Here is a 12,680-nt window from a genome sequence, read left to right as displayed (position 1 = left end):
GAAATTTGCCACGAAGACACCAAGACACCAAGTGGAAATTTGCCACCAAGGCACCAAGCGGAGATTTGCCACCAAGGCACCAAGACGCAAAGGGAAGGCAATCAAAGGAAACCCAAGAATTCAACCCCAAGTATGATTCTGAAAATTCTGTGAATTCTGCTTATCTGTAGTCGAGGATTTCCGCTCCCTTGAACTTCGCCAGCAATTGACCATTTGCGTCGAGGAGGTTGGTTTTGACATCTCCGGCTAGGGCAGGCTCCATCTTGGAAAAGTTGGAGAAATCCCATTTGGCCCATTTCCAGATGCTTTTTTCGGTGAAGGTGACCGCTGCAATGACGGGTTGGCCAGTAATCGGGTTCCAAACGAATTCCATTTCCTTGACTTGGTATTTTTTCTGGCCTTCGTCGTTGACGGTCATGAGGGCGCGTTTGTGACGCAGGGTGTCTTGGCCGGGCGCAGTGATGAAGGCGCATTCCTTGACGAGGCAATAGGCAAACAATCCTTTGTCGACCAAGGGAATGAGCGCGCCGGATTTGGCGAGGGTGCTTGCAGTGCGGTACACCACCATTTGATGCTTGCGATAATTGTAAGCCTCGCTGCCGTCGCTGCATTCATTGAATTCAGGGGAGTCATACCATCTGAATTTGGGCCCGAAGACCATGGTCTCGTCGTAGGACACGGTTTTTCCTTCTTCGTCAAAGCGCATGATATAGCTGTGTTTGAAGTCGATCCGCACTTGATCCGTTCCCGTCATCAGGCGTTCGTGGTCGATCTGGGTATAGACCTTTTTGATGTCTTCCATGCAGTCGGTGGAAGAAATTTGTGCAGACACGGAGGCAAATCCGGTGGCGATCATCAAAACTCCAAACAATAGCTTTTTCATGCGTTCAAACTTTCAGGGAAGTTGGGGAAAAGGATGGAAAATGGCAAATCGCCTGCGGCAAGGACATAGGATGGGTTTTGAGGACGACGTGGAAGTGATTTTCTGAAAAAAGGTGAATTTGGGATGATTTGCAGGATTTTGTTGGTCATAAGTCGCCAAATTCTCTATTCTGCGGATAGATTTGGCGACTGATAGCCTTGTATGCGTGCTCGAAACCAACGGCCTATGCACGGTCCAACCCTCCGACTTACGGAAAATGAGCATGGGTTCAAGGCGGCTGAGCGTATTGTGGTGTTGCGGTAGCAGTAGCTAAAAAGGTTGACAGTCAGGTGGCAACGCCCACCAAAGAAAAAATTTCGCGTACGCAAAATAATCCTTGGCATTGATTTGTAAAATGCGTCACTTGGGTGTAACATCACCTCTAACTCATGTGCAAGATTTTAAGATACCTCTTTTTTCTACCTTGCTTTCTGATCGGGACTGCGTTGACGTTGCCTGCGCAGGAGCGGATTGAGGCGTTTCCGAGCCTTGAGTGGTACAAAGTGTTTGCAGGAAACAACCGTTTCGAAGTAACGAAAGACATGGAGCAGGCTCCTGATGGCTCCATTTACTATGCAGGTTCCTACACAAGTTTACTTTATATAGGAATCGCCTACCATATAGACTCGTTGTTTGAGGACACGGTTGTCAGCGACCCAATCGATTCGCACGGTTATGTGGTTAAGTTGGATTCAAACGGTGCATTTGAATGGGCATGGATCATCACTGGACAATATGAATCGCAATCTGTAGTGACCGACATTGTTTTGGATGCTAAAGGCGAAGCATGGGTAACGGGATGGTACTCTGGAGATGTATCTATTCCTTATGGCGGTAACTTGACTGCTCCTGGTACCAACGGATTTGTTTTGCATTTAAACGAGTATGGAGAGGGAAGTAAGTTTATGCGATTGTCAGGTAATGGAATAGTTCCCCAGAAGCTCCTTATTGATCCGCAGGGCAATCTCCAATTGATATTAAGAGGTCAGTCATTTCCAATTTATATTGGAAATGATACTCTCGCCATCGACACAACGGCGAATCCATTCTTGACGATAATAAAATTGGACACTGTGGGAAATGTGATTAATTTTCGCTATGTCGAAACAATTAACTCCTCGCAAGCGGGCTATTGTGAATCAACAATGGATCAAAATGGCAATATTTACCTTGTCCTATGGGTGGTTGGAAACCCTATAAGTACGCCAGGAAGGATCGTTTGTGGGAGTGATACATTGACACTTTATGATCGCAACCTTGTCAAGATTGACCCTAATCTACAGATCAAATGGACACGTGAGCTTAGGCACATTAGCAATATCAACAATATCAAAATTGATGCGTCAATAGCGGGAGAAATTTATTTGGCAGCGGATGCTTCTGATTCTGTAAAGGCATTTATCAATCGATTCGATTCTTCAGGACAACTCCTTTGGGAATTACCAAGTACAGGATACCGTGTTACAACTGGTGGAATTGCACTCTCGAAAGACTTCTTGTATTGGTCTGGCTATTATCAATGCGACATGTCTATCGATACTATCCATTTCCTGATAGGCGATCAACAACCATGGCCCTCCGCGGCAAGAACAGGTTACCTCTGTGTTGTAAATCGTCACACGGGAAAAGTCGCATGGGTGATGAGTGATGCCACGACAAACCAGGACAAGCGATTTGGTGCGATTGTCGCTGCAGAAGACGAGTATATAACGGTGGAGACACGTGTGATCACCACCTTGTGTACGATAGATACACTTTCCTTGCAAGTTACAAGTGCAGATGTTCCATACAATATGCTCCTTCGGTTCGATGGGAAACAATTTCCTGTTTGGCCTGTAGTACCCGATCCAATTCCTTCCTTTTCTTTGTGGCCGAATCCAACACAAGGAGCTTTTACGGTGCAGGTAGATCAATCATGGGGGCCTCAAACTCGGCTGGAAGTTTACAATCTAGCTGGGCAAAAGCTTTGGGCACAATCAATTCAGGCCCAAGAGGTGTTCCTTGAGATGGAGAATTTGAGTGGCCAATTGCTGTTGATCAGAATCGTGGATGACGGAAGTGGGAGGAGGATGACGAAGAAGTTGGTTGTCCTCCATTAATAGTCAAACTGTACATTTTATCCTAACCTTAGTGAGTACTTCTATATGTTTTCAAATCCTGCAACTCCCTTCATTGTGATGGGTTTGATCTACCCTGAGATGATTTCTATCAGCCTGCCAGACAAGGATCATTTCATTTCCCAGACATCAACCAAAACCCCCTAAACCCGCTTCAACGACCGCTGCTGAATCTCATTCACAACTTGGGCATATTCCGGGAGGAGTTGGTTGTTGGGGCGCCAAGCGATGCCCAAGTCCATGAGGTTAAACTCCTGCGCGATGTGGGCGCCGCTGCCATCTGCCCGCTGCTCCAGAAATAGAATCCTGTCTGCAATCTGCACGGCAACATAGATGTCGTGGGTGATCACCATCACCACTTGGTCGGTATGGATATTGGAAACCTGCTGAATCAACCGCATAGCCTGCATCTTGGACTTGTAATCCAGTCCGCTGAAGGGCTCGTCAAAGATGATGACGGATGGCTGACGCAAAATTTGCCGTGCAATGGCCACACGCTGACGCTGCCCGCCCGACAGTTGTCCCGGGTATTTTCCGCCATGGGATTCGAGGCCAAAATCGCGCAAAATCTCCGAGACGGCCGCCTTTTGTTGCTCTTTGGGAATGCCGCCCAAGCTCGCCGCAAATGCCAGGTTTTTCTGAACCGTGAGGTGCTCAAACAGCGTGGAAGCTTGGTCCACGACGCCCACCATGCCTTGTTTGACGGAGGTCATCTTCGTCGAACCAAGTCCGTCGATGATTTGAATCTCTCCGGATTGTGGTGTGAGAATTCCAGATAAAAGCCCGAGTAAAGTCGATTTCCCGGAGCCTGATTCGCCCAAAATGACGATCAATTCTCCTTCCGGACCTCCCTTGTTGGGCCGTTGAATGTCTTCGATGCTGAAAGAAAGATTGCTCAGCACATTGGGCTTTCCCTTTCCGTAGGAAAAGGTAAGGTCCTTGACCGTAAGGATGGACCGATTGACTGTGTATTCAAATTCGCTCATTGCTTGCCGCCCTCTTTTCTAATGAATGAAAATGGAAATGCCATACGGATCAGGTAAAATGAAAGCGCATCCAAGCCGATCCCCACCAAGAGAATGGACAGTTGCAGCGCAAAAATCATATCGTAACCTTTGCCGCTTTTGTGAAGGTCTTCCAAGAGGACGCCCACGCCGCCGCCTTCGCGTACGCGCAGTTCCACGAACGTCAGCATCATAAAAGCCATGGCGAGATTTTGCCGGATCACATCCGCAATGTCGCCCGCCTTCTCCCGGATTTGAATATGCCAAACCTGTTGCCAAGGCGACAGTCCCAAAGTCTTGGCACAATCCAGCCGCAGTTTTTCCGTCGAATCAACCACCGAAACGATGCTCGTGGTCATATAAGGCACGATGCCAAACATGAGCAAGTAAATGCGCGCCGTGGTCAGGTCATCCGCCAGCATCACAAAAACAATCGAGATGCCCACCAAGGACAGAAACCGCATTTTGGTGACAAAGGCCACCAAGGGACGCATGAGCGGAAGCACCGTCGAAAAGGAGATCAATAATGCGGCCACAATGCTGCAAAGCAGCGCCACAGCGGTCAATTTAAAGGTCGATGCCCAGTGCGCGAACAGCTGTTGCTCCTTGATCAAGGTCGGAAATGCGCCTAGAATTTCAAGCGGACCCGGAATCACATTGGGCATGATCATGACCCAGAAAAGGACGAGCATGACCAACGTAAACAAGTAGGGAATGTAGGACCAAGCGCCGGTCGTTTGACCGTTGAGCGAGATGACATCCTTGAATCCAGACTTTTCTTTCATTGCCATTTGGGTAAACAGAAGTCTTGAAAAAAAGGATGCGCGAAACCTGTTGGTCCCGCGCATCCCTGTGATGACGCGGAACGTTATTCCACCAAGGAAATCTCCACGCGACGGTTTTTGGCTTTTTCAGCCGGGACCGTGTTGGAAAACTTGTTGGAGACCCCAAAGCCTTTTACAGCCTCAAAGCGCTCCTTGGAGAAGTTGCCACCGCCTTTTTTCATGAGGTAGTCCCTGACGGCATTGGCGCGGTTTTCGGAGAGCACCATGTTGGTTTCAGGGCTACCGTCGCTGTCGGTGTAGCCGCTGATGCGGATACGCAAACCAGCGGAAATGGTCAACTGACCGAGCACTTCGTCCAAAGTCTTGACGCCCTTGGAAGTAAGACTTGCCTGGCCCGAATTGAATTCGATGGCGTAGTCACGCTGGGTGACGACCTTTTTGGAGGTTCCCGTTTCGTATACTTTAGGCGTTTCGGTAGCAATGCCTTGGCCTGCCTTCTTCTTCTGGTCGAAGGCGAGTTGGATGTACTTGCCTTCAAAAGCTTGTTCGGCAGGTACATATTTGGAAAGGTTGCTGTTGAACAGCTTGACATAGAGGTCTCCAAAGGTGGTGTAAGTGGTTTTGTAATAGCCACTTGCCTCTTCGCCGACGCCAATGGCATCTGCGGATTCGGAGAGGTTCATGGAACCTGATCCACCCAGCAAAATTTTGTAGCCGGGGCGCTTCACCGTGTCGCCGTTGTAATACTTGTACCACCATGCACCTGTACGCTCCTTGTCATTGGGGGAGAAAATCTCCGCAATGGCATTGGAGGCCATCATGAGCTCGGAAGGATAGGTCTTGATGCGGTTACCGGCTTCGTCAAAAGCCACCAACATCTTCGCGATCTTCTGACTTTCCTGCTCCAGGTGCTTGTTCAAGCCAATGACGGTGCACAACATCTGATTGATGTTTTCCTTGGTCGAGAGGATGCGCACCATGGCGCTGTCGCCCGTGTAATTGTCTGCGAAGTACACGTCGGCAGGGGTCCAAGTTGAGAAGCAATTAGGAGTGATTTTGACTTCCTTGCCGGTGATTTTGTGGATGCGGGTTTCTGCCTTGCCCAGCAAAAACTCCTTGGGCGTCTGCATGAAGTCATCGACATATTTGAAGTTGAGCGCGTTGGGGTCCCAAGTGTTGGCATCGGGGTTGATGGGGATACCATTGGCCTCGGCAAACAGAATGGGGATGTTTTGGTCGCCATCGAGCAAGACGACGATGCAGGTTGCGCCGCGCAGGGTCTGCGGGTCGTCCAAAAATCGTTGTGGCCCGATGAAGGCGTCTTCGCCGGCGGAGCGGCCAAGGGTGTAAAAGATTTTGGCCTGAAATTCAGGGTTGATCTCTTTGAGTTTGTCGTTCAATCCGGAAATGAAGATCGGCGTCGCATCGCCCATGATCGTGCAAAACTGCGTTCCTTGCGTCGAGCTCGGGTCGGTGTTGAAGGACTCCGCAAATTTGAGCATGTTTTCCTGAATGTCGGAATACATGTCCACGCGGTTGATTTTGAGGCGAATGCCAGCTTTTTCCAGCAACGAATTTTTCTTGGTCACAGAACCTCCATTGGCCAAGGCTGCGACGGAGGTTGCATTCCAAGGAATACCGTCCCATTTCCAAAGTGCGCCTGGAATGGTCGATTTTTCGTTGGTATAATGGGAAAGCTGATCAAATGGAAGCAAAACCGTTGTATCGCGAATATTTGCTGGCGCGGTTTGCAGCGAAATGCGTTGCTCGTCGCTCAAGGCAATCTTTTGCGTTTCTGCGGCAGTGAGGGTGAAATACGGTTGCAACCATAGATAATAGACAGCTGTGAGGATACCACCGCCGCCCACGACGATCAGGATCCAAACGAATCCGGTAAACCGGCCAAATTTCTTTGTGAGGAAACTCATGTTAGTAGAAATTATGCATTGTGAAATTCAGAGGGAAAAAGTTGGTATTCATATCGGCCCCGAAGAACCTTTTTGCGGGTTTCACTTTTGATTTTCAAGACGAAACGGTGTCGTTGGGGTTCACAAACCGGTCAAGATCCGTCCCCAAGTCGTAGCCCATGGAGCTGTCACCTGTGGCTTCATAGTTGTCGGGCGACATCATCTCGTGAAAGAGCGCGTCGGCGCGTGTCACGCGGTACTCAAGCTCCTGCTGCAGGACCTCGGAGTCCATCGCTTCAGTGATATTCGAGCCACCGACATTCGCCCGGAGGTTTTCAAACTCCTGCCGGAAAGACTCCATGTCGTCGGCGTATTTGACCTGCGAGCAGATCACCTTGTACACGTATTCGGATTGCGCGACGAGATTTTCAAACTCGAGGTATTTGGATTGCACCATCAGCGTGCGTTTGTCGTGCTCGGTCTTTTGGACTTCAAGCGCTTTCACTGACTTTTCCATTGCCTTGAATTCGGCATTTTTGCGTTTGACCAGCGATTCCAGTTCGAGGAATTCAGCTTTTTGGTCGTAGTTCATCGTTGCCAGTTTCTCCTTTTGGCGCAGGTATTCAGGAACGATTTCCTGCAATTCACTCTCCAGTAGGTTGAGGTCCTTGCGTGCCGTGAGGAAATCTTGGCTGATGCGTCGTCCGAGGTCCTTGGCCTTGGTATGAAACAGCTTTGCGGATTCATATTGACGCCTGACTTGCTCAAGATTGGCGAGGGCCAACTCGGTGGGCGGTAACTTTTTGATGCGTTTGAACCAGCCAAAAACCCGCGCGCGCATGGCCTTGAAGATGCGCTTGGGATTGGAAAGGATAAATGCCGGAATCGTGCCCCAACCGACGAGGGTCGTGAAAAAGCGCAATAGGCCCCAAGAAGGGGTATGCGGAATGTAACTCAAGACAAAAGGCGTGACAACCCATCCCGCAAAAGCGATCGCTCCTGCGAGGCCAACTCCCAAGGCAGTGTAGGCCAAGGTCGAAAAGGCCTTGAATGAGACTTGCCGTTTGTAGAGCTCTATTTCCGATTCCTTGAGTTCCATCAACTTTCGTTCTTGTTTATTCGCAGTTAAGACTCCCCTTGAAAGCGGGCAATGTCAGTCGCGATGTCATTGGCCATTTGCACAGAGGCCGTATCAATGGTGTTCTTTTTCTTTTCGAAATCGGATTCGGCCATTTTTTGACCCTTTTCAGCGGTTTGCTTCACCGATTTTTGGACTTCGATTTCTTTTTGAAGGCGCAGGATCTTTTCCTCGTTTTCCTGAATGGCCAATTCGGCCTTCTGGATTTGGAGGGCAAAGTTGGCATTGGCCGATTGGCGGTCTGCAAGCAATTTGCTGACCTTCTGATTGGTATGCGTGCTGAGCCATGACATGCAGCTTTTGGCACTGTCGATCAACATTTTCCAGGTGAGTGTAGATCCCACGGAAAACTGCTCCCTGACGGCGTTGAGTGTGCGCAGGGTGCGTTGATGGGCGTCGCTGTCGTCCTCATTGCCGAGTGCTTTCAAAAAGCCAAAGTATTCAGCGCCCAAGTTCTTTTCCTTTCTTTCCTGCTCCATGAGGGTCCTCAATTCCTTGAGTTCGGCCTCGACTTCCTTGGAAGAAACAGGTGGTGTTACCTCCACAGGAGCATCCAATACGGATTTTTCGGCGACAGGGTTCGTGTTTTCGAGAAACCCGAATTCACTGTCATCGTTGCCGGGTTTGACCTTGGCGACAGGTCGTTCTTTTGCTTGGGGGTTGAGGTCGTCTTCTTCCTCTTCTTCTTCTTTGCCAAAAAATAAATCTCTGATACCCATCGGGCGGTTTCCTTTCTAGTTACTCTTTCGCGACAAATTAACTAGTTTTTATAGAAAATTCGTTGCGACTCAGCCAAATATTCGTTTTCGGGAAATGAAGCCAATGGGAATTCCCAGTGAGGTTGGATCGAATCAGCCTTGTTGGACAGGTCTGTAGGGCATGGTTGGTCAGGTTCTAGCCCTGCGGAAGACGGGATATTCAGCCTGGAGCCATTCCTCCCCGATCCAATCACCTTCGTAGAGCATCCATCGCATCGTGTCAAAGTATTCCTGCGCATACGGGGTCAGGCTCCCGTCATCTTCGAGCAAAGCAGCGGCATGGCGTGGATTCGGAATGATGCAGGCCAAAAAAATCGCTTCATCGACATTGATCTGTTGCGGCGCCTTCCGAAAATAAAACCAAGCCGCCGCGCGTATCCCAAAAATGGATTTCCCCAACTCGTTCCCAACCCGTTCCCCCAGTCCGAACCGTCTTCTCCCCATTCGATCAAGTTCAAATAGCAGGTCAATTCTTCTTCCTTCGAAAGAATTTTTTGCGATTGGGCCAGCCATGTCAGCGTGATTTCGGCCAATTTGCGGTCGGCTTGTTTGCCATGATGCAGGAAAATGTTGCGCATCAGCTGCATCGGAATCGTGCCTGCGCCGCGTACAAACCGCCTTTCCTCCAAATTTTCGATCATTGCCAGCCGAATGATGTCTTTGTCAAATCCTTGGTGGTCCCAAAATCCTGCATCCTCGGAAAGTACAACTGCTTGCACAAGGTAGTCGGGCAATTGATTCAAAGGAATGTATGCGGGTGAATGGGCGATTGCGGGCAAATTTTTCAGGTCTGCACCGCCATATTGTTGGACATGAATGCCATGCCCCGTGAGGGCGCCTTCGATGTGCAGCGTCTCCAAGGAGTCGAGATCAGCCGAAAATTCAAAATGGCCATCCACCGAACCGGCGGCCCGAATTCCCGCCAACCATTCGGGTGCCAAGGCGGCCACGGGGTCCAGGATCGTCTGAACGGGTTGCAAGGGCATCGCGGTTTGAAGCGCAAAGGCATGGCTGCGCGAATCCCAATGCCCATTCGCCCAGATTGCGGCCTTTTCCCAGCGCAACCAAGAGCCGCGTCGGAGGTCAAATTTGCCAAACCCGGTTTCCAGTTTGCCAAAGCCAGCCAACTCACCGAATTGCTTGACGGAATCGCCCAGCATGGGGTGAAATGCTCTCAAATCTTTGAGAGAGAAGGCGATGTCATTCCTGCGTTTTCCATTCAGCCGGCTTTGCCCGAAGGAAATCAGTCGCAATTCGCAGGCCGCTGCCAAGCTTCTTTCGCCGAATTTGCCTTTTGTCAATTGCCCGTCCCATCCGCCTGCAAACGATGCCGGGAAAAACCATCCGCTGCCTGCTGCTTCAAAACCCCGCCAAGACAGCGTTGTTTTTTCAAATGCGATCTGCTTGACCCATTCGGAGCCAGAAAATGAAAATTGGGGATGCAGCGCGACGACGATGTTTTGCAGGTCCAGCACCTTTTTCCCGTTTTCATAAGCCGAAATGGAATCCAGTTTCGCCGTCCAAAGCCCGTCCCACTTGATTGCACTGACTTGCGTGCGCAAGCCCATCCCGTGCAGGCGCAGGAGTGCGCGATCGACCCGCGCTTGCAACAGATGTGTACGCAGGAGCGGCCACGCGCCGCAAACCCCGACCACAAGGGTCAGGGTAGCGGCAACGAGGAGGGTTTTAGCGCGCGGTTTCATCGGAAATTACATCAGGTCTTGGAGGTAGGATTTGACCGCTTCAGGCTCAATTTGAGCGAGTTGCACGGACTCCACCTGTTGGCCGGCGCTTGCCAATTGGTAACTGCCTTTGCCGACGCGGCCTTTTTCGTAGGCGTAGAGCATGAAGTTGCGGCCGGGGACGAATTGGAGCGCAAAGCTGCCGTCGGCGGCGGTGGTGGAGGTGTGGACTTTGAGGTCTTTGTCCTTGCAATACAGGTGTACAGTCGCGCCGGCGACGGGTTGGCCTGCGTCATCGACCACCTTGCCGTTGAAGGTGATGATGTCTTCTTTGACGAGCTTGTCGATGTTGTACCAGCCGAGGCTGTCGATTTTGTAGGAATAGTATTCGCCGACGCGGTCTTTCCATTCCTCCTTGTATTGATCGACGGTTGCGAGGAGGTCACGGCCCTTTTCGGTTGCGGCGAGGTAGTCTTTGCATTCGTCGATGCCCGCCTGACTCAGCACGGTTTTGCGGCTCCCCGAACTTGCAAAATAGAGCACGCCATTTTCCCAATAATGCCTTTTGGCGTAGTAATCGTTCTTTTTGGGCTTTTTGGCGGGCTTGATCTTGTTGGCGAGCTTGACGAGGTTTTCGCACTTTTTGCACTGCTTGCGGGTGAATTTGCTTTCGTCACAGCGGGGAATGCCACCTTCTTTTTTCGAAGTCAGTTTCCAATCCAATTTGCTGTCGTCGAAGTTGCCCCTGTACAGGCCCATGGCGGGATCCTTTTTGTCGGTGGGCATGTAAGCGTAGATGCCTACGGAGGGGTTGATTTTGACTGCTTTGCCATTTTGAAAAGCCTGGAACATATACATGCCGCCCGAGGCGAGCAGGTCGTTTCCGGTTTGGGTCACGAGTCCGCCGGTGAGGATTTCGTAGTCGCGGTTGGCCTCCTTGAGTTGGAATTGGATGTTTCCGGAGAGGCTGTTGCCCATTTCGTCGATGAACGCACCTGCGGGAATGGCGATGATGGTGCCATTTTCTGCGACAATGGTTTGGGGCGCATCGGCCTTGACTTCAAACACCTGATTGCGAATGTTGTCTGTGCCTGCGTGAAAGGCCATTTCGGCTGATTGGGTGCCGCAAGATTGCAGCAAAAGGAGTGCGAAGATCAACAAGCTTGTGGCTTGAAATCCGGCGAAGGGGGCAATAAAAGACTTCTCCCGGGGCAGCGTTACCTGGAACGCCCCACCCCGGCCATTTGTAATAGCCATCATGACATCAAATTTTATGTAAAGCTGAAAAGGTCAGCGCGCAACAGCACTTCCGAAACCTTTGAGAGGATAATGAAAGAATGCGAATTGGTTACAGGTTGACTTGGAAGGATGTACAAAGGTTAAACCTGTTGGGATGATTGCTTTCAGGTGCCGTTTACTTCTTGCGGCTGCAAAGTCACACATTTGGACTTGCGCCAAAAAACGGAGATATTTGGAGATTCGGCTTGGACCTTTTAGGGAGGGCATCCGGAACTTGGATTTTCTAAATGGGTTGCAATTCAGTGTTTTGCTGGCTTGAGGACTCCAAACTATGGCGATTCGACAGAGAATGGCTTCGTTCGTATAGGTCGAGTTTTACTTCGAATTGGGTTTACGTATGAGAAGAATAATTTACGCTTGCCTGCTTTTTGCTTTCGTATTTGGTGCTGTTGGTGTTGCGCAAGCACAGGTACTGCTGCATTCGGAAGGTTTCGAAACGGACGGGGAAGGCACGAGGTATACGAGCAATACGTTTGTTGATTGCGCTACGGCATCTGATTATTTTTTGAGGACGAATCTGAATCCTCCTTTGCCGGGGTTGCTCAGATTTTTGCACGGCCTTCACTGGCTTCCCAAGGGCAGTTTTTTCTGGGCCTGGGGAGGATATCAAGGGAAGCACTGGCCCTGTGTCCGGCCCAGGCCGGCTGGCTTTGTGCACCAATTCCTTCAACGTCACAAATTACACCTCCCTAAATTCAGGTTTTTTGCCTACCCATCGAACAACAATGGTGCACGTTGGGAACTGCGGACTAGATTGATATCAGGCAAGTTTTGACGGTGGCCCTTTCGACAGTGTGGGCGCTTTATGGGATCACTGGAGTTTGGAGGGAACTTGATTATTGATGCAAATCTGAATGGAATTGCCGATGTTGGAGAAACAACGATTGTTTCGGATGCCGATTTCTCCAAATTCACCTTCAGTGTGCCGGGAACAGGTTCCAATTTGAGAATGCGTTTGGACTTGATCAAGTGGGGGGAACTGAAGAATCTGCCTTTGACCAAATTGAAGGTCTAGGGATTTTGCCCCCCTGTTTGTCTCCCCAAGCATCACCTGCCCATCAACCCAGA

10 protein-coding genes are annotated in these 12,680 nt (G+C 50.2%); 2 read left to right on the top strand and 8 right to left on the bottom strand.

All coding sequences use genetic code 11. From position 1 onward, the window contains the following. Nucleotides 1–160 precede the first annotated feature (160 nt). Nucleotides 161–883 (bottom strand): hypothetical protein, encoded by a 723-nt coding sequence (locus tag IPN95_23985; GenBank protein ID MBK9452427.1) that lies wholly within the window; start codon nt 881–883, stop codon nt 161–163. Between the two features lie 428 nt (nt 884–1,311). Between IPN95_23985 and IPN95_23980 the strand changes: the two genes are divergently transcribed. Beyond that, the gene (locus IPN95_23980; GenBank protein ID MBK9452426.1) at nt 1,312–3,021 is read left to right on the top strand and encodes a T9SS type A sorting domain-containing protein; all 1,710 of its coding nucleotides are present in this window, start codon (nt 1,312–1,314) and stop codon (nt 3,019–3,021) included. Nucleotides 3,022–3,182: 161 nt separating this feature from the next. Here the strand turns inward: IPN95_23980 and IPN95_23975 are convergent, their stop codons facing one another. The 7 genes from IPN95_23975 to IPN95_23945 all read right to left on the bottom strand — a co-directional run bounded on the left by IPN95_23975 (nt 3,183) and on the right by IPN95_23945 (nt 11,573). Further along, a complete protein-coding gene (locus IPN95_23975; protein MBK9452425.1) occupies nt 3,183–4,025 on the bottom strand; it encodes an ATP-binding cassette domain-containing protein in 843 nt (280 codons plus the stop codon). Continuing rightward, nucleotides 4,022–4,828, bottom strand: a complete 807-nt coding sequence (locus tag IPN95_23970; protein MBK9452424.1) for a hypothetical protein — start codon at nt 4,826–4,828, stop codon at nt 4,022–4,024. Before IPN95_23970 ends, IPN95_23975 begins: the two co-directional genes overlap by 4 nt. A gap of 83 nt (nt 4,829–4,911) precedes the next feature. After that, nucleotides 4,912–5,958 (bottom strand): OmpA family protein, encoded by a 1,047-nt coding sequence (locus IPN95_23965; protein MBK9452423.1) that lies wholly within the window; start codon nt 5,956–5,958, stop codon nt 4,912–4,914. 892 nt (nt 5,959–6,850) lie between these two features. Beyond that, nucleotides 6,851–7,834, bottom strand: a complete 984-nt coding sequence (locus IPN95_23960; protein MBK9452422.1) for a hypothetical protein — start codon at nt 7,832–7,834, stop codon at nt 6,851–6,853. Between the two features lie 26 nt (nt 7,835–7,860). Continuing rightward, nucleotides 7,861–8,592, bottom strand: coding sequence for a hypothetical protein (locus IPN95_23955; GenBank protein ID MBK9452421.1), 732 nt, complete (start codon nt 8,590–8,592; stop codon nt 7,861–7,863). 284 nt (nt 8,593–8,876) lie between these two features. Then, entirely contained in the window at nt 8,877–10,334 is a 1,458-nt protein-coding gene (locus IPN95_23950) for a transglycosylase domain-containing protein (protein MBK9452420.1), read from the bottom strand. Between the two features lie 6 nt (nt 10,335–10,340). Continuing rightward, entirely contained in the window at nt 10,341–11,573 is a 1,233-nt protein-coding gene (locus IPN95_23945) for a carboxypeptidase regulatory-like domain-containing protein (protein ID MBK9452419.1), read from the bottom strand. 844 nt (nt 11,574–12,417) lie between these two features. On the opposite strand from IPN95_23945, the gene IPN95_23940 reads away from it, so the two are divergent. Then, a complete protein-coding gene (locus IPN95_23940; GenBank protein MBK9452418.1) occupies nt 12,418–12,627 on the top strand; it encodes a hypothetical protein in 210 nt (69 codons plus the stop codon). The last annotated feature ends 53 nt before the right edge of the window (nt 12,628–12,680 follow it).

It is taken from the genome of Bacteroidota bacterium, from assembly GCA_016718825.1.
Taxonomy (GTDB): Bacteria; Bacteroidota; Bacteroidia; order J057; family JADKCL01; genus JADKCL01.
Note: the sequence above shows the minus strand (reverse complement) of the source record. Positions and strands in the feature narration are given on the sequence as shown.